The 17,966-nt window shown below is 72.9% G+C and carries 14 protein-coding genes; 10 read left to right on the forward strand and 4 right to left on the reverse strand.

The features are described 5' to 3' along the window. Nucleotides 1–94: 94 nt before the first annotated feature. The gene (locus ABZ573_RS22380) at nt 95–865 is read right to left on the reverse strand and encodes an ROK family protein (RefSeq protein WP_151457175.1); all 771 of its coding nucleotides are present in this window, start codon (nt 863–865) and stop codon (nt 95–97) included. Between the two features lie 75 nt (nt 866–940). Between ABZ573_RS22380 and ABZ573_RS22385 the strand changes: the two genes are divergently transcribed. From ABZ573_RS22385 to ABZ573_RS22395, 3 genes are all read left to right on the forward strand, one after another. Next, nucleotides 941–2,578, forward strand: a complete 1,638-nt coding sequence (locus ABZ573_RS22385; RefSeq protein WP_358120608.1) for an ABC-F family ATP-binding cassette domain-containing protein — start codon at nt 941–943, stop codon at nt 2,576–2,578. 38 nt (nt 2,579–2,616) lie between these two features. After that, complete coding sequence (locus ABZ573_RS22390) at nt 2,617–2,934, forward strand: hypothetical protein (protein WP_357579586.1); 318 nt, start codon at nt 2,617–2,619, stop codon at nt 2,932–2,934. A gap of 74 nt (nt 2,935–3,008) precedes the next feature. Continuing rightward, a complete protein-coding gene (locus ABZ573_RS22395; RefSeq protein WP_358120611.1) occupies nt 3,009–3,734 on the forward strand; it encodes a methyltransferase domain-containing protein in 726 nt (241 codons plus the stop codon). Between the two features lie 27 nt (nt 3,735–3,761). Here the strand turns inward: ABZ573_RS22395 and ABZ573_RS22400 are convergent, their stop codons facing one another. Next, complete coding sequence (locus ABZ573_RS22400; protein ID WP_327031102.1) at nt 3,762–4,769, reverse strand: LacI family DNA-binding transcriptional regulator; 1,008 nt, start codon at nt 4,767–4,769, stop codon at nt 3,762–3,764. Between the two features lie 136 nt (nt 4,770–4,905). Between ABZ573_RS22400 and ABZ573_RS22405 the strand changes: the two genes are divergently transcribed. The 5 genes from ABZ573_RS22405 to ABZ573_RS22425 are packed head-to-tail and all read left to right on the forward strand — an operon-like array spanning nt 4,906 to nt 10,704. Continuing rightward, nucleotides 4,906–6,420, forward strand: coding sequence for an alpha-N-arabinofuranosidase (locus ABZ573_RS22405; RefSeq protein ID WP_358120614.1), 1,515 nt, complete (start codon nt 4,906–4,908; stop codon nt 6,418–6,420). A gap of 57 nt (nt 6,421–6,477) precedes the next feature. Then, nucleotides 6,478–7,806: an ABC transporter substrate-binding protein gene (locus ABZ573_RS22410; RefSeq protein ID WP_327029649.1), complete on the forward strand. Its 1,329-nt coding sequence runs from the start codon at nt 6,478–6,480 to the stop codon at nt 7,804–7,806. A gap of 6 nt (nt 7,807–7,812) precedes the next feature. Further along, a complete protein-coding gene (locus ABZ573_RS22415) occupies nt 7,813–8,778 on the forward strand; it encodes a sugar ABC transporter permease (protein ID WP_358120617.1) in 966 nt (321 codons plus the stop codon). A gap of 10 nt (nt 8,779–8,788) precedes the next feature. Then, a complete protein-coding gene (locus ABZ573_RS22420; RefSeq protein ID WP_358120620.1) occupies nt 8,789–9,691 on the forward strand; it encodes a carbohydrate ABC transporter permease in 903 nt (300 codons plus the stop codon). Further along, entirely contained in the window at nt 9,688–10,704 is a 1,017-nt protein-coding gene (locus ABZ573_RS22425) for a glycoside hydrolase family 43 protein (RefSeq protein WP_358120623.1), read from the forward strand. The genes ABZ573_RS22420 and ABZ573_RS22425 overlap by 4 nt, the downstream gene beginning before the upstream one ends. A 126-nt stretch (nt 10,705–10,830) precedes the next feature. On the opposite strand, the gene ABZ573_RS22430 is transcribed toward ABZ573_RS22425, so the two are convergent. Then, nucleotides 10,831–12,324: an amino acid permease gene (locus tag ABZ573_RS22430; protein WP_358120743.1), complete on the reverse strand. Its 1,494-nt coding sequence runs from the start codon at nt 12,322–12,324 to the stop codon at nt 10,831–10,833. Between the two features lie 320 nt (nt 12,325–12,644). On the opposite strand from ABZ573_RS22430, the gene ABZ573_RS22435 reads away from it, so the two are divergent. Together ABZ573_RS22435 and ABZ573_RS22440 are read left to right on the forward strand one after the other, a co-directional pair. Then, on the forward strand, nt 12,645–14,309 hold the full coding sequence (locus ABZ573_RS22435) for a family 10 glycosylhydrolase (protein WP_151454950.1): 1,665 nt from the start codon (nt 12,645–12,647) through the stop codon (nt 14,307–14,309). Between the two features lie 179 nt (nt 14,310–14,488). Continuing rightward, on the forward strand, nt 14,489–15,025 hold the full coding sequence (locus tag ABZ573_RS22440; protein WP_327029653.1) for a phospholipase: 537 nt from the start codon (nt 14,489–14,491) through the stop codon (nt 15,023–15,025). A 78-nt stretch (nt 15,026–15,103) separates the two neighbouring features. Here ABZ573_RS22440 and ABZ573_RS22445 read toward each other — a convergent pair whose 3' ends face one another. Next, the gene (locus ABZ573_RS22445) at nt 15,104–17,938 is read right to left on the reverse strand and encodes an adenylate/guanylate cyclase domain-containing protein (protein ID WP_358120627.1); all 2,835 of its coding nucleotides are present in this window, start codon (nt 17,936–17,938) and stop codon (nt 15,104–15,106) included. Between the last annotated feature and the right edge of the window lie 28 nt (nt 17,939–17,966).

The following is a 17,966-nucleotide window of genomic DNA, read 5'->3' on the forward strand; positions in this document are numbered from 1 at the left end:
CCCACCCCCTCGTGTCGCGCCACTGTCCCGACGCTGGCACAACATCAGCCGTACCGCGACTGTTCCCGGGGCCGGGACACCGCGCGGGCCGGGGTCAGGTGGGGGCGCCGTGCCGGCCGGCGGCCAGCTCCCAGGCGCGCACGCCGCCGACGATGCCGGCGGTGTTGGGCACCACCACCACGTCGTCGCCCATCCGGGCGAGCTGCTCGGGGCGGATCAGCCGGGAGTTGCCGCCGCCCAGGTAGAGGCGGTCCCAGCGGAACACCGGGCGCAGCCCGTCCACGACCTGGCGGATGCGGCGGGACCAGAACGCGTCCCCGAGGCGGCGCCGCTCCGGCTCCCCGACGTACGTGTCGTAGGTGGTGTTCCAGCGCACCGGGGCGTGGGACAGCTCCAGGTGCGGGGCGAGCACCCCGCCGTCGAAGAGCGCGCTGCCCAGCCCGGTGCCGAGGGTCAGCACCAGCTCGCAGCCGGTCCCGGCGACCACGCCGGCGCCGTGCACCTCGGCGTCGTTGAGCACCAGCGCGGGCACGCCGAACGCCTCGGCGAGCGCGGTCCGCGCGTCGTACCCGGACCACTGGGCGACCAGGCCCGGGTCGACCTTCGACCGGGGGCCGGAGCGGGTCACGTAGTGCGGGGTGGCGACCACCACCCCGTGCCGGATCATGCCCGGCAGGCCGACGGTGAGCCGGTCCGCCGTGGGCAGCCGGCCGGCGAGGTCCAGCAGCGTCTTCACGAACAGCGCCGGCGGCAGGGGGTACGGCGTGGGCACCCGCAGCGGCCGGGCGCGCATCGTGCCCGCCTCGTCCAGCACGGATGCCTTGATCCCGCCGCCGCCACAGTCGATCGCCAGAGTGGTCACCACCCGAGCAGTGTGCCGCGCGCGTGCCGGGGCGTGGAGCAAGGGTGGGTGATCGGGGCGGGATAGGGTCGGGCACTGATGAGCGCGACGATGATCGTCAAGGGGCTGGCCGCGGGGCACGGGGACCGGGCACTGTTCGCCGGGCTGGACCTGGTGGTCGCACCGGGGGACGTGGTGGGGCTGGTCGGGCCGAACGGGGCCGGCAAGTCGACGCTGCTGCGTACCCTCGCCGGACTGCTGCCGGTGGAGGCCGGCAGCGTGACGCTCAGCCCGCCCACGGCGAGCGTCGGGCACCTGCCGCAGGAGCCCGAGCGGCGGCCCGGCGAGACCGTGCGGGACTTCCTGGCCCGGCGCACCGGCGTCACCGCCGCGCAGGCCGCGTTGGACGCGGCGACGGCCGCGTTCACCGACGGCGCGCCCGGCGCCGACGACGCCTACGCCGAGTCCCTGGAGCGCTGGCTCGCCCTCGGCGGGGCGGACCTGGAGGAACGGGCCGAGCAGGTGGCCGCCGAGCTGGGGCTCACGGTCGACCTGGAGCACCCGATGACCGGCCTCTCCGGCGGCCAGGCGGCCCGGGCCGGGCTGGCCTCGCTGCTGCTCAGCCGCTACGACGTGTTCCTGCTCGACGAGCCGACCAACGACCTGGACCTGGCCGGCCTGGAGCGGCTGGAGGAGTTCGTCACCGGGCTGCGCGCCGGCACCGTGCTGGTCAGCCACGACCGGGAGTTCCTCGCCCGCACGGTCACCCGCGTGCTGGAACTGGACCTGCACCAGCAGCAGGTCCGGCACTACGGCGGCGGCTACGCGGGCTACCTGGAGGAGCGCGAGGTCGCCCGCCGGCACGCGCGGGAGGGCTACGAGGAGTACGCCGACACCCGGGCCGGCCTGGAGGCGCGCGCCCGCACCCAGCGGGCCTGGATGGAGAAGGGCGTGAAGAACGCCCGCCGCAAGGCCACCGACAACGACAAGATCGGCCGCAAGTTCCGCGCCGAGTCGACCGAGAAGCAGGCGGCCAAGGCCAAGCAGACCGAGCGCCTGATCGAGCGGCTGGAGGTGGTCGAGGAGCCGCGCAAGGAGTGGGAGCTGCGGATGGAGATCGCCGCCGCGCCCCGCGCCGGCGCCGTCGTGGCCTCGCTGCGCGACGCCGTCGTACGCCGGGGCGACTTCACCCTCGGCCCGGTGACCCTCCAGGTCGACTGGGCCGACAAGGTGGCGGTGACCGGGGCCAACGGCTCCGGCAAGTCCACCCTGCTCGCCGCCCTGCTGGGCCGGCTCCCTCTCGACTCCGGGCACGCCGCGCTCGGCCCGGGCGTGGTGGTCGGCGAGGTGGACCAGGCCCGTGGGCTGTTCCTCGGCGACGTGCCGCTGATCGACGCGTTCGGCGCCGCCGTACCGCAGCTGTCGCCGGCGGACGCGCGCACGCTGCTGGCCAAGTTCGGCCTGCGCGCGGGGCACGTGCTGCGGCCGGCGGCGACCCTGTCGCCGGGCGAGCGGACCCGGGCGGCGCTGGCGCTGCTCCAGGGGCGCGGGGTGAACCTCCTGGTGCTGGACGAACCGACGAACCACCTGGACCTGCCCGCCATCGAGCAGCTGGAGTCGGCGCTGGCCAGCTACCCGGGCACGCTGCTGCTGGTCACCCACGACCGGCGGATGCTCGACGCCGTGACCACGAACCGGCGGCTGCGGGTGGCCGCCGGGCGGATCGCCGAGGATTGATCCGTGCCGACCCGCTCGCGGCGGGTGAGAATGACCTCATGCTCAAGTGGGAGTACGCGCTGCTGGTCCGCCGCCGCCAGGCGGCCACCACCGACATCGGCTGGGAGATCGTCTTCGTCTGGTACGGCCCCGACGGCTCCATGGTCGACGTGACGCCCTACGGCGACACCGCGCTGGCCCATCTGAACCGGGCCGGTGACCAGGGCTGGGAGCTGGTCGCGATGAGCGAGGACCCGTCCATGCCCGGCAACAGCGAGCTGCACCGCTATCACCTCAAGCGGCCCAAGGCGGCCGCCCCGCCGCCCCGGCAGCGGATGCGCGGCGGCGGACGCCCCCGGCGGACGATCGGCGGCTGACCGCCCGCCCTGCTCGGGGCGTCCGGGGCATAACGGGCGGGGATCCGGGTATCGGCCGGCGGGAGGTGGCCCGGATGGTCGCGCTGGCACAGAATCCGCCCTCGGCCGAGCGGCTGCGGGCGGTCGACGGATTCCTCACCGAGGCCTGGGCCGACCAGGCCCGGCACGACGACCGGCTGCGCGACCTCGCGGTCGAGGTGCGCTTCGACCGGGGGGTGGCCCACCTCAGCGGCGAGGTCGCCGGGCAGGACGAGCTGCGCCTGGTCCGGGACCGGGTCGGCCGGCTCGCCGGGGTGCTCGGCGTCTGGTGCCGGGTACGCGTCGGCGGGCGCGACCCGGTGGTGGTCGACCTGGGCTGTGGCGCCACGAAGCAGTGGCCGGGCAATCTGGGGCTGGACATCTTCCCGGCCCCGGGGGTGGACGCGGTGGCGGACCTCTCCGGCTCGCTGCCGCTGGCCGACGACTCGGTGGACGTCTTCTTCGCGGTGCACATCCTGGAGCACCTGATCGACTTCCTGCCGCTGGTCGACGAGTGCCACCGGGCGCTCCGGCCGGGCGGCGTGCTGCACATCATGAGCCCGTGGTGGCGGCACGTGAACGCCGTCGCCGACCCGACCCACGTCCGGCTGCTCGACGTGCAGACGTTCAAGGGCGTCTGCCTCCAGCGCCCGCCGGGCACCCCGCGCTGGTATCCCCTGCACGTCGGCTGCGACGGCGCCTCGATCTTCGCCGACCTCACCCCGCTGCCCCCGGACGCGGACGGCCCCACCCCCGCCCACCTGGCCCGTTTCTTCGACTGACCGCCGCCCCTGGCCAGCCGGGGGGGGTCAGCGGCCGAGGGTGCTCTCGCGGGGGGCCAGGCGCCAGGGAGCCGAGAGTTCCCGGGGCGGGGCGGTGCGGTCGCCGTCGATCCGGCCGGCGAGCAGTTCCACCGCCAGCCGGGCGATGCGCTCCTTGTCCGGCGCGATGGTGCTCAGGGTGGGCACGGAGAAGCGGCCGTCCTCGATGTCGTCGAAACCGGCCACCGCCACGTCCTCGGGGACGCGCAGGCCCGCCTCGTGCAGGGCGCGCAGGACGCCCAGGGCGAGGGTGTCGTTGAAGCAGAAGACCGCGTCGGGGCGTACGCCGGAGGTCAGCAGGCCGCGCATCGCGGCGGCGCCGTCCGCGCGGTGCCAGGCCGTCGCGGGCGCCACCAGCCGCTCGTCGTACGGGAGGCCGGCGTCGGCGAGCGCGGCGGTGTAGCCGGCGAGCCGCAGCCGTGCGCTGGCCCCCTCGGGGGTGCGCTGCGAGCCGATGGCGGCGATCCGGCGCCGGCCGAGACCGGCCAGGTGGGCGGTGATCTCCCGGGCGGCGCCCACGTTGTCGATCCCGACGTGGTCGGCGGGACCGTGGTCGACCCGCTCGCCGAGCAGCACCAGCGGGGTGCCGGCCAGCCCGGTGAGGTCCTCGGCGGTGAGCGCCAGCGGGCTGAAGATCAGCCCGTCGATCAGGTGCTCGGTGATGCCCGACGCGACCGCCCGCTCCTGCTCCCGACCGCCGCCGGTCTGGTCGATCAGCACCGTCCAGCCCAGCTCGGCCGCGGCCGTGACGACGTGCCGGGCCAGTTCGGCGAAGTAGGGGATGTCCAGTTCGGGGACCGCGAACGCGATGATCCCGGTGCGCCCCTTGCGGAGGTTGCGCGCGGAGAGGTTGGGCCGGTAGTTCAGCTCGGCGATGGCCTCCTCGACCCGGGCCCGGGTGTCGGGCCGGACGTGCACATAGCCGTTGACCACGTTGGAGACGGTCTTCACCGACACGCCGGCGCGCTCCGCCACGTCCTTCAGCCTGTGCCGCACCACGTCGCCCTCCCCCATGGGGCGCACTTTACCGCGTAGGGGCCTCTTTACAACGTTGCTTACAACGTTGTACAAACCAGGAGCACCAGGTGACCACGGTCACCCGGGACCGGCAACGAGGAAAGGTGGCACCCCCTTGCGGACCGCGCAGCTCACCATCGACCCGGCCTTCGCCGTCGGACCGGCCGACCGGCGGCTCTTCGGCTCGTTCGTCGAGCACATGGGTCGCTGCGTCTACGGCGGGGTCTACGAGCCCGGGCACCCCACCGCGGACCCGCGCGGCCTGCGCGGCGACGTGCTGGAGCTGACCCGGGAACTGGGCGTCTCCGTGGTCCGCTACCCGGGCGGCAACTTCGTCTCCGGCTACCGCTGGGAGGACGGCGTCGGCCCGGTCGGTGACCGCCCCCGCCGGCTCGACCTGGCCTGGAAGACCGTCGAGACCAACGCCTTCGGGCTCGACGAGTTCATGACCTGGGCCGCCGAGGCGGGCGTCGAGCCGATGATGGCCGTCAACCTCGGCACCCGGGGCGTGCAGGAGGCCTGCGACCTGCTGGAGTACACGAACCATCCGGGCGAGACCCAGCTGTCCGACCTGCGCCGCAAGCACGGCGCCGAGGAGCCGTACGGGGTGCGGCTCTGGTGCCTGGGCAACGAGCTGGACGGCCCGTGGCAGGTCGGCCACAAGACCGCCGACGAGTACGGCCGGCTCGCCGCCGAGACCGCCCGCGCCATGAAGATGATCGACCCGTCGATCAGCCTGGTGGCCTGCGGCAGCTCCAACCGGACGATGTCCACCTTCGCCTCCTGGGAGGCGACCGTGCTGGAGCACACCTACGAGCACGTCGACTACATCTCCGCGCACACCTACTACGACCCCTCCGACGGCGACCGGGCCAGCATCCTGGCGTCCGCCGTCGACATGGACAACTTCATCCGCGAGGTCGTCGCCACGGCCGACCACGTGGCCGCCAAGCAGCGGCACCGGCGGAAGCTGAAGATCTCCTTCGACGAGTGGAACGTGTGGTACCAGTCCCGTCTCCAGGCCGACCTGGACCGGCGCGGCTGGGTGGAGGCACCGGCGCTGATCGAGGACGACTTCACCGCCGTCGACGCGGTGGTGGTCGGCGACCTGCTGATCACCCTGCTCCGGCACGCCGACCGGGTCGGGGTGGCCTGCCAGGCCCAGCTCGCCAACGTGATCGCCCCGATCCGCACCCGCACCGGCGGCCCCGCCTGGCGGCAGAGCATCTTCCACCCGTTCGCGCTGACCGCCCGGCACGCCCGCGGCACCGTGCTGCGCACCGAGCCGGTCGGCCCGACCTACGAGACGAAGCGGTACGGCGAGGTCCCCGTGCTCGACACGGTCGCCGTGTACGACGAGGAGACCGGCGAGCTGACCGTGTTCGCGGTCAACCGGGGCTCGGACGACCTCCCCCTGGACATCGACCTGCGCGGGCTGCCGGGGCTGTCCGGTAGATCCCACTTGAGCCTCGCCGCCGGGGACGACCCGACGGCGACGAACACCGAGGCCGAGCCCGACCGGGTGACGCCCCGGCAGCTGCCCGACCCCACCACCGACGGCGGCCGGTGCTCCGTGCGCCTTCCGGCCGTCTCCTGGAACATGCTGCGCTTCTCCCCCACCGGCGGCTGACACCGCACCGGTCCTGAGCAGGCACACTTCATCCCGTCCCTCAAGGAGCGAAACCTCATGATGCAGAACGAAATGAGCCGGCGGCGCCTGCTCGGCCTCGGCCTCGGGCTCGGCGCCGCGGCCTCGTTGACCCTGGCCGGGTGCGGCGGCGACGACGACAGTTCGGGCCCGGCGGCCGGCAACGGCGGCAAGGACTACACCGGCCCGAAGGTGGACCTGAAGCTGTGGAACGGCTTCACCGGCGGCGACGGCGACATCTTCAAGGCGCTGGTGAACCAGTTCAACACCGAGCACCAGAACATCGCCGTCTCGATCGCCACGTACCAGTGGGAGGACTACTACAACAAGCTCCCCGGCGCGGCCTCCAGCGGCGCCGGCCCGGACATCGCGGTCATGCACATGGACCAGCTCGCCACCTTCGCCGCGCGCGGGGTGATCACCGAGCTGGACGACGTCGCCAAGACCCTGGAGCTGTCGGAGGGCGACTTCGCCCCCACCGTCTGGAAGGGCGGGCTCTACAACTCCAAGCGGTACGGCATCCCGCTGGACATGCACCCCCTCGGCTTCTACTACAACAAGGGGGTCATGCAGAAGGCCGGCCTGGACCCGAACAAGCCGCCGACGACGAAGGACGAGTACACCGCCGCGCTGACCGAGCTGAAGAAGTCCGGGGTGCAGGGCTTCTGGGTCAGCCCGTTCCAGTTCACCGGCGGCATGACCTTCTACTCACTGCTGCACCAGTGGGGCGGCAGCGTCTTCGACGCCGAGGCCACCAAGGCCACCTTCAACTCCGACCAGGCCGTCGAGGCGTGCACCTGGCTGACCGACCTGATCAAGCAGGGCCACTCCCCGGCCAACGTCGGCCAGGACGCCGACTACCTGGCCTTCAAGAGCGGCAAGAACGCGTTCAACTGGAACGGCATCTGGCAGATCAACGACCTCAAGAAGAGCCCCGACATCCAGTGGGGCGTCGCGCCCCTGCCGCAGATCGGCACGCAGCCGGCCGCCTGGGCCAACTCGCACAACTTCACGATCGTCAAGCAGCGGGCCAACGACGCCAACAAGGTCTCCGCGGCGAAGGTCTTCATCAACTGGCTCAGCCAGCACTCCCTGGACTGGGCCAAGGGCGGCCAGGTCCCGGCCCGCAAGGCCGTGCGGGACAGCGCCGACTTCAAGGCGCTGGCCGAGGTCAACGCGCTCGCCCCCGAGCTGGAGTACGCGGCCTTCCCGCCGGCGGCCCCGGGCCTCGGTGAGGTCATGACGACCTTCTACAACTCGTTCAACGAGGCGGCGCTGGGCAAGAAGTCGCCGAAGCAGGCGCTGGACGACGGGGTGACCAAGGCGAACAAGCAGCTGGAGGACAACCGCAAGAAGTACGGGAGCTGAGTCCCCGTGGCGGACGTGATCGAGGCGGGGGCGGCGCGTGCTGACGCGCCGCCCCCGGCGGCCGACGCCCCCCGTGGCGGCACCCGGGCGGGCCGGGCCGGGCGGGCGACGCCGTACCTCTTCCTCGCCCCGTACCTGCTCCTGTTCGGGGTCTTCGGGCTGCTGCCGATCCTGCTCGGTCTCTGGCTTTCCGTGCACCAGTGGGACTTCCAGCTGCCCAACCGGCCCTTCGTCGGGCTGGACAACTACAAGGAACTCTTCTCCAGCGACTCGGCCGTCTACGGCGACTGGTGGCAGAGCGTCCGGGCGACGGCGATCTTCACGGTCTTCGCGGTGCCGCTGCTGGTGGTCGTCCCGCTCGGGCTGGCGCTGCTGCTGAACCGCTCGTTCCCGGGCCGGACCTTCTTCCGGGCGATCTACTTTGCGCCGTACGTGCTGGGCGTGGCGGTGATCGGCCTGCTCTGGCGGTTCCTGCTCGACGCCAACCTGGGCCTGGTCAACCGGCTCGCCGGAATGGTCGGGCTGCCGGCCGACACCCCGTGGGTGACGGCCGTGCCGTGGGCCTGGGTCTCGCTGGTCGGGGTGACCGTCTGGTGGACCTCCGGCTTCAACGCGGTGATCTACCTGGCCGGGCTCCAGGACATCCCGCAGGAGCTGTACGAGGCGGCGAAGGTGGACGGCGCGAGCGCCTGGGAACGGTTCCGGCACGTCACGCTCCCCGGGCTGCGTCCGGTGCTGCTCTTCGTGATCACCACGACCGTGCTCGCCTCGGCGAACGTGTTCGGCCAGTCGTTCCTGATCACCCAGGGCGCGCCGGGCACGGAGACCCGCACGGTGGTCTGGTTCATCGTCGAGGAGGGGCTGCGGGACAACGACGCCGGCCGTGCCGCCGCGATGAGCATCGTGTTCGCGCTGATGCTGGCGGTCGTGAGCATCGCCAACTTCCGCCTCTTCCGCTACCGGGAAGACTGAGGGGACCGCCATGACGACGCCCACACGCGCCCCCGCGCCGGCCCCCGCGCCGACCCGCGCCGGCGCCCCGGCGACCGGCCGCGCCCCGGGGAGTGCGCTGCGCCGGACCGCGCTCTACGCCACCCTGGTCGCGCTCGCCCTGGTCTTCCTGCTGCCGCTGCTGTGGATGGTCATCACCTCGCTGAAGACCTACACCGGGGCCCAGCAGATCCCGCCGACCTGGCTGCCGGACCCGATCTCCGGGTACGGCTACGAGCAGATCCTGAACAACTCGGCCAACCCCGTGCTGCGCTGGTTCGCCAACAGCATGCTGGCCGCCACCGCGCACGCGCTGCTGGTGGTGGCGACGGCCTCGATGGCCGCGTACGCCCTGGCCCGGATGCGGTTCCGCGGTCGCGGGGTGCTCTTCGCGCTGATCGTCGGGACGCTGTTCATCCCGCCGACCTCGTTGATCATCCCGAACTTCCTGATCGTCGACGAGCTGAACTGGATCGACACCCTGAGCGTGGTGATCGTCCCCGGGGCGGCGAGCGCGTTCGGGGTGTTCTTCCTGCGGCAGTTCTTCCTCTCCCTGCCCCGGGAGCTGGAGGAGGCCGCGGTGCTGGACGGGGCCAACCAGTGGCAGATCTTCTGGAAGGTGGTGCTGCCGCTGTCCAGGCCGGCGCTGGCCACGCTGGCGGTGCTGTCGTTCCTCACCAACTGGAACGACTTCCTCTGGCCGATCTTCGTGCTGTTCAGCCCGGAGACGCTCACCCTGCCGCCGGGCCTGGGCCTGCTCCAGGGCTCCTACGTCACCGACTATCCGGTGATCATGGCGGGGGCGGTGCTGGCCAGCGTGCCGGTGCTGATCCTCTTCGTGCTCGCCCAGCGGCACATCATCCAGGGCGTCTCCCGCAGCGGGCTGAAGGGATGACGGTCGGGACGACCCGGCGGCGCGGCGCGGCGGCGGTGCTCGCCGCCGCGCTGCTCGTCGCCGGGTGCGGTGGTGGAGAAGAACCTTCGAGCACGGGAGACGACGCGCGCATGTTCACCAACCCGGTCGTACGCACCGACGCGCCCGACCCGCAGGCGATCCGGGTGGGCGACACCTGGTACCTGTTCCACACGAACGCCGGTGGCCGCAACGTCCCGGTGCTCACCTCCCCGGACCTGGTCGACTGGACCCCGGCCGGGGACGCGCTGCCGGAACTGCCGGCGTGGGCGGACGCCGGGAAGACCTGGGCGCCCGAGGCGATCGAGCTGGCCCCGGACCGGTTCGCGCTCTACTACACGGTCGCCGGGCGCGAGTCGGGGCGGCAGTGCGTCGGGCGGGCCGTGGCGGGCGCGCCGCAGGGGCCGTACCGGGACGACTCGACCGGCCCGCTGATCTGCCAGGCGGAGCTGGGCGGGGCGATCGACGCCAGCCCGTTCCGGGACGCCGACGGCAGCCTCTGGCTGCTGTGGAAGAACGACGGCAACGCCATCGGGGTGGACACCTGGATCTGGTCGCAGCGCCTCTCCGACGACGGGCTGCGCCTGGTCGGCGAGCCGACGAAGCTGCTGAAGCAGACCGAGCCGTGGGAGGGCACCCTGATCGAGGGCCCGTTCCTGCACCGCCACGACGGCAGGCTGTTCCTGTTCTTCGCCGCGAACGCCTACGACCGGGCCGAGTACGCGGAGGGCTACGCGATCTGCGAGTCGCCCGCCGGGCCCTGCGTGAAGGCCCCGGAGAACCCGATCCTGAAGACCAACGAGGTCGCCTCCGGGCCGGGGCACGCCTCGATGGTGGTCGAGGACGGGCGCACCTGGCTGCTCTACCACGCCTGGCCACCGAGCCAGGAGGGCACCGTCGACCCGGGCCGCCAGGTCTGGCTCGACGAGGTCGTCTGGAACGACGGCAAGCCCGTCGTCAAGGGCCCGACGGCGGGGCCGCAGCAGAAACCCTGAGCGCCAGGTCGCTGGCGGAGGGCGACCACCACAGGGTTTCCGGGGAGCCCGGCCCGCGCAGGGATCAAGCCTGACCGCCCGGAGCGGGCCGGGCTCCCCGGAAACCCCACCCCGCGACCAGCCGGATCAGACGGAAGCCGGTTCCCGGGAATCCGGGGACAAGGAACGCCAGGCGAGACGGTTGCGTCGGTAGCCGTAGCCGAAGTAGATCAGCACGCCGAGCAGCATCCACGCGGCGAACCGCAGCCAGGTCTCCACCGACAGGTTCAGCATCAGGTAGAAGCAGGCCAGCGCCGAGAAGATCGGCAGCACCGGGGAGAACGGCACCCGGAACGGCCGGTCCAGGTCCGGGCGCTTGCGGCGCAGGACCGGCACCGCGATCGAGACGATCACGAACGCCGCAAGCGCGCCGATGCTGACCAGGTCGGCCAGGGCCGACAGCGGAAGGAAGCCGGCGAGCAGCGCGACCGCCACCGTCATGACGGCCGAGATCCGGTACGGGGTGCCCCAGCGCGGGTGCACCTTCGCGATCGACGGCGGGATCAGCCCGTCGCGGCTGATGGCGAAGCCGATCCGGCCCATGGCCACGAGGTCGACCAGGATCACGCTGGTCAGGCCGGCGACGGCGGCGATGGAGACGAGGATGCCGGCCCACTCGGCGCCGACCGCGTTGAAGGCCGCCGCGATCGGAGCGCCCCGGTCGATCTGGTCGTACGGCACCATGCCCACCACGACCAGCGAGACGCCGATGTACAGCACCGTGGAGATCAGCAGCGTGCCGAGCAGGCCGAGGGTGAGGTCCCGGCGGGGCCGCTTCGTCTCCTCGCCGAGGTTGGCGACCGCCTCGAAGCCGGTGTACGCGAAGAAGACCACCGCGGCGGCGCTGAGCACGCCCACGAAGCCGAACACCGAGGGCTCCAGGCCGAAGAGCGCCTGGGTGACGGGCTGCTTGATGCCGTCCTCGCTGCCGTCGGCGGGCTGCGCCGGCGGGATGAACGGGGTGAGGTTGGCGGCCTTCACGAAGAACAGGCCGGCGACCACGATGAAGACGCAGATGGCGACCTTGACCAGCACCAGCAGGTTGGTCACCCGGGCCGACTCGCGGATGCCGACGATCGCCACGACGCCGAGCAGCAGCACGATGCCGATCGCGCCGACGTTGACGACGCTGCCCTCCTCGCCGAACCAGGCGGTGGGCAGGCCGACGAGTTCGGCCAGGTAGCCGGACCAGCCGCGCGCCACCACCGCCGCGCCGAGGGCGAACTCCAGCAGCAGGTCCCAGCCGATGATCCAGGCGACGATCTCGCCCATGGTCGCGTACGCGTAGGTGTAGGCGCTGCCGGCGGTCGGCACGCTGGAGGCCAGTTCGGCGTAGCAGAGGGCGGCGAGCAGGGCGACCAGGCCGGCGATGCCGAACGAGATCACCACGCCAGGGCCCGCGCTGTCGCGGGCCTCGATGCCGGTGAGCGTGAAGATGCCGGTGCCGATCACGATGCCGATGCCGAAGCCGGTGAGGTCACGGGCGCCGAGCCGGCGCTTCAGGCCGGGCCCGCCGTTCTCGCCGTCGGCCTCGCTCTGCGCGATCACGTCCCCGATCGGTTTGGTACGCAGCACGGACACCGTGGTCACCTCCCACCGTCCGGACCACCCTGGTGGCGGCCGGTGACCGGCGTTGCTACCCAGGGCGGACCCCCCTCAATCCCCACGTCTCGGGCCATTCGGGCCAGCACCCGCCGTGTGCGCTCCGCCACGGCGCGTCCCGTGAGCCCGGCCACTAGGGGGAGCCGGCGTGGACGGACGGATCGATCGCGCCCAGACTCTTGCGCAGAGCCCGTGAGGTGTGAAAATTTCCTACCAGCGGCAGAATGTCAACGGCGAATCTTGCCGTCTGCGCCGCGATGAACCCCTGACACGGGAGCCCCAACGAAGGGACACACCGCATGAAGGCAACTCGGCTCGGAGCCGCCGGGCTGGCCGCCGCACTGCTCGGCGCGCTCGTCGCCGCCACCCCGGCGAGCGCGGCACCCGACGCGGCGACCACCGCCGCCTCCACCACCACCTGCGTCACCGACCCGGCCACGCCGAAGCGGCAGTTCCGGGCCATGTGGATCTCCTCGGTCGTCAACATCGACTGGCCGAGCAAGGCGTCCCAGACGTCGCCGGACCGCGTCGCCACGCAGCAGGCCGAGTACCGCCAGCTGCTCGACCTCGCCGAGCGGCTCAACCACAACGCCGTGGTCGTCCAGATCCGGCCGACCGCCGACGCGTTCTGGCCCTCGCCCCACGAGCCCTGGTCGGAGTACCTGACCGGGGTCCGCGGCGAGAACCCGGGCTGGGACCCGCTGAAGTTCGTGGTCGAGGAGGCGCACAAGCGCAACCTGGAGTTCCACGCCTGGTTCAACCCGTACCGCGTCTCCATGCCCGCCCCGGGCGGCGCCGGCGCCGACATCAACCAGCTCGCGCCCAACCACCCGGCCCGCGAGCACCCCGAGTGGACCTTCGCCTACCCGCCGGCCGGGGTCGCCGGCAGCCGGCTCTACTACAACCCCGGCATCCCCGAGGTCCGCGAGTTCGTGCAGACCGCGATGATGGACGCGGTCAAGCGGTACGACGTCGACGGCGTGCACTTCGACGACTACTTCTACCCCTACCCGAGCGGCACCCACCAGGTGCCCGACGACGCCACCTTCGCGGCGCACAACCGGGGCTTCACGGACAAGGCCGACTGGCGGCGGGACAACATCAACCTGCTGGTCCAGGAGATGAACGCCAAGATCAAGGCCGAGAAGCCGTGGGTGAAGTTCGGCGTCAGCCCGTTCGGCATCTGGCGCAACCAGTCGGCCGACCCGCTGGGCTCGGACACCACCGGCAGCCAGTCGTACGACATCATCTCCGCCGACACCCGCAAGTGGGTCAAGGAGGAGTGGATCGACTACATCGTGCCGCAGCTCTACTGGTACATGGGCCAGTACCCGGCCGCCGACTACACCCGGCTGGTGCCGTGGTGGGCGGACGTGGTCAAGGGCACCCGGGTGCAGCTCTACATCGGGCAGGCCGACTACAAGAGCGGTGACCCGGCCTACGGCTCCTTCTGGATGAACCCGCAGGAGCTGTCCAACCACCTGACGCTGAACCGGCAGTACCCGGAGGTCCTGGGCAACGTCCACTTCTCGGCCGTGCAGGTGCGGGCCAACCGGCTCGGCGCGACCGACATCTACGCCGCCGAGCACTACTCCCGCCCGGCGCTGATCCCGACCATGACGCACCTGCCGAAGAAGCCGCTGCTCATGCCGGTGGTCACCAAGGCCGCGCGGCAGTCCGACGGGGTCCGCCTGAACTGGCTCCAGCCGGCGAACGGCGTGGGCCCGCTCGGCACCGCCACGTCGTACGCGGTCTACCGCTTCGACGGGACCGGCCTGGCCGGCCGGTGCGACTTCGCCGACGCGGCGCACCTCGTCGACACGGTCCGCGCCGACGCGGACAGCCGTACGCAGTCCTGGGTGGACACCACCGCCGAGGCCGGCAAGCGGTACACCTACTACGTGACCGCGCTCGACCGACTGGCGAACGAGAGCCCGGCCAGCCCGCCGGCCTTCGTCCGCTGACGTGACACCGAATGCCCCGGGTGCCCCTGGCGCCCGGGGCATTCGTCTGTTTCGACGCCTGTCACCAAATGTCGGTGGGCACCGCATCCCCCGGACCCATTCATGATCGACACTGTTCGGCACTCCGGTGACCCGCCGGTAACCCCCGTCCCGCCCGCCCATCCCCCGCGGAGGTACCCGTGCCCAAACGCCTCACCACCCTGCTCGCCTCGGCCGCGCTCACGATGCTCTTCGTCTTCGGGGTCTCCTCCCCCGCCGCCGCCGTCACGACCTCGCAGAAGCTGTCCGTCCTCTCCAACTGGACGCAGACGAGCGCCTCCAGCTACAACTCCTGGAACTCCGGCCGGCTCAACCAGGGCGCCTGGGCGGCGTACGGATTCAACTGGTCGACCGACTACTGCTCGTCGAGCCCGGACAACCCGCTCGGCTTCACGTTCAACCTCTCCTGCTACCGGCACGACTTCGGCTACCGCAACTACAAGGCGATGGGCCGGTTCTCCGCGAACAAGGCCCGCCTCGACGACGCCTTCTACGCCGACCTGAAGCGGGTCTGCGCCACGTACAACGCCGCCGTCCGGCCCGCCTGCACCAGCCTCGCCTGGACGTACTACCAGGCCGTCAAGGCCTTCGGCTCGCTCGCCGCCGTGCAGCAGGCCGACATCGACCGCGCCGCCCGGATGAAGGCCGACGCCGAGAGCCGCGCCGCCCTGCGCTGACCGCGCCCGTACGCCCAGGGGTTCGCGTCCCCGGCCAGCCCGATGACGCGGACCCCGACCGGCGGGTCCCACCCGCCGTCAGGCGTGGCCAGTGTGGTGGCGGCGACGGTCCGGGGCGACGGACTGCCGGGGAGCCACACGGGCGTGACCGGCGCCGAACCTCGCCGAGCCGACCGCCAGGTCCGGATGCTCGACGGCGAGGGCCAACGCCGCCGCCTCCTCCAGCCCCAGCTCGGTCCCCTCGCCGTACGCGCCGTCGAAGGTCGCGTCGCCCAACTCCCGGCGCAGCTCCCCCTGCCGCTGCGCCCAGTACCCGCCGTAGATGCCCGGGGCGCAGCGCATGCTCGCCCGGGTCGCCCCCGCCGCGCCGAACAGGCGGGCCGCCGTGAGCCCGTCACCGCCTGCCGCGCAGCGCACGGCCATCGCGTTCAGCGTGTCGCAGGCCCGACCGTGGAAGCCGTGGCTCATCCGCGAGCGCAGCGCCACCTGGAGATGCTCGTGCGCGGCGACCAGGTCCCCGCGCGCCAGGGCGACCATCCCGAGCAGCATGTCGACCGAGCGCCGCCCCCGCTCCACCGGGCGGGCCGCCTCCACCGGGCGGGCCGCGCCCAGCAGCTCGGCCGCCTCGTCCAGGGCGCCCCGCCGCCAGAGCAGCTCGGCCAGGCTGAACACCCCGAAGAGCGCGTCGCCGAGCACCTCCTGGCCGGACGCCCAGTCGATCACCTCGCGGCAGATCCGCTCCGCCTCCGCGAACTGTCCCATGTCGACCAGCGGGGCCGCCCGCCCGGCGAGCACCCGGGCGAGCAGGCCGGCGTCGCCCGCCTGCCGGGCCGCCGCCTCCGCCCGCTGGGAGTAGCGCAGCTCCTCGGCGAACTCGCCGTCCGCGCCGGCATGCAGCGAGTGCATGTGGTACGCCGCCGCCAGCTCGGCGTCCGGGATCCGCTCCCCCGTCTCGGCGATCCGCCCGTACAGCCGGAACAGCCAGAGCCGCCCCTCCCGGGCCAGGCCCCGCTCCCGCCACCACTGGTCGAGGCCCCCGGCCAGCCGCAGGCCGGCCCGGGCACTGCCGCCGGTGGCGCACCAGCGCAGCGCGGCGCGCAGCTCGCCGGCGAGCGGGTCGAGGACGTAGAGCGACAGGGTCACCGGCCGCCCGTCCGGGCCCAGGTGGGCGCGCTCCAGCGCGTGCGTCGACCACGCCACGTGCCGGTTACGGGCCGACCTCTCCTCCCCCGCCTCCGCCAGCCGCCGCGCCGCGTACGCCCGGATCGGGTCCAGCATCCGGTAGGTGCTGCCCGAGGCATGCGGCTCCGCCAGCACCATCGACTTGTCGACCAGCACCGAGAGCGGATCGAGCGGGTCGTCGCCGAGCAGCCACTCCACCGTCGCCAGGTCGACCGGGCCGGCGAAGACCGCCAGCCAGCGCAGCAACCGGGCGGCGCGCGGCCCCAGCGTGCGGTACGACCAGGTGACAGTGGCCTGCATCGTCAGGTGCCGCTCGGTGGCGGAACGCTGCACCGCCCGGACGGCCGGGCTGGGCGGCACCATCCCCACAGCCGCCGCCACCAGGTCCACCGTGTCCGGCCGACCGCCCGGCCGGTCCGGCTCCACCGGCGGGTCAGGGTCCTCCCGGCCCGCGTCGAGGGTGCCCAGCACGTCGTCGAGGCGCTCGGCGAGCTGCCCGACGGAGAGCACCCGCAGCCGGGCGGCGGCCAGCTCAATGGCGAGCGGCAGCCCGTCCAACCGACGCACCACCCGCCGCAGGTCGGCCGACTCGCCCGGATCCGGCGGCCGGCCGCCCCGGGCCGCCGCCGTCCGGTCCAGCAGCAGCGCGACCGCGTCGCTCTCCGCCCTGTCCACCGGCGGGTCGACCGACAGCGACGGGATCCGCCAGACCACCTCGCCCGGCAGGCCGAACGACTCCCGGCTGGTGGCGAGCACCCGGACGCCCACCCCGCCGGCGAGCAGCCGGGAGATTACGTCGGCCGAGGCGGCCGGCTGGGCGTCGCAGGTGTCCAGCAGGACGAGCATCCGGCGCGCGGCCGCGTACTCCACGAGCGTGTCGACCATCGGGCGGCCCGGCTCGGGACGCAGACCGAGCACGGCGGCGACCTCGAACGCCACCAGACCCGGGTCGGTGACCGCGGCGATGTCGACGAACCAGACACCGTCCGGATGGGACTCCACCAGGTCGACGGCGAGCTCCACGGCCAACCGCGTCTTGCCCGCACCCCCCGCGCCGAGGACGGTGACCAGCCGGTGCGCCTCCACCAGCTGCTTCAGCTCGGTCCGCTCGGCGTGCCGGCCGACGAACGAGGTGACCGGGGTCGGCAGGTTGTGCGCGGACGCGTCGGCGGTGCGGGGCCGCGGGAACTGCCGCTCCAGGCCGGGCGCGACCAGTTGGAAGAGCCGCTCCCGGTCGTCGAAGCCGCGCAGCCGGTGCAGGCCCAGGTCGTGCAGGGACACGTCGGGCGGCAGCGGCTCCGCGTGCCGCGCCGTCGACGCCGAACAGAGCACCTGGCCGCCGTGGGCGGCCGCGGCGATCCGGGCCGCGCGGTGCACCTCCGGGCTGACGTACTCGCCGTCGCGCGGCTCCGCCCAGCCGGTGTGCAGCCCCATCCGGACCCAGGGCATGGCCTCGGCGGTGGGCCACTCGTGGCTGGCCAGCGCCCGCTGCGCGGTCAGGCAGGCGGTCAGCGCGGCCGTCGCGTCGGGGAAGGCGAGGAAGAACGAGTCCCCCTCGGTCAGCAGCTCCGCGCCCTCGGTCGCGGCGATCGTGCGGCGCAGCAGGCGGCGGTGCTCCCGCAGCACCGGGCGGTAGTCCGGGCCGAGCAGCTGGGCCAGCCGGGTGGAGCCCTCGATGTCGGTGAAGACGAAGGTCACCAACCCGCTCGGAAGGTGGATCCGTGGCGACATGGTGGAACCTCCGCCCGTGACGTCGGAC

It is taken from the genome of Micromonospora sp. NPDC007220 (genome assembly GCF_040634035.1).
In the GTDB taxonomy this organism is placed as follows: domain Bacteria; phylum Actinomycetota; class Actinomycetes; order Mycobacteriales; family Micromonosporaceae; genus Micromonospora; species Micromonospora reichwaldensis.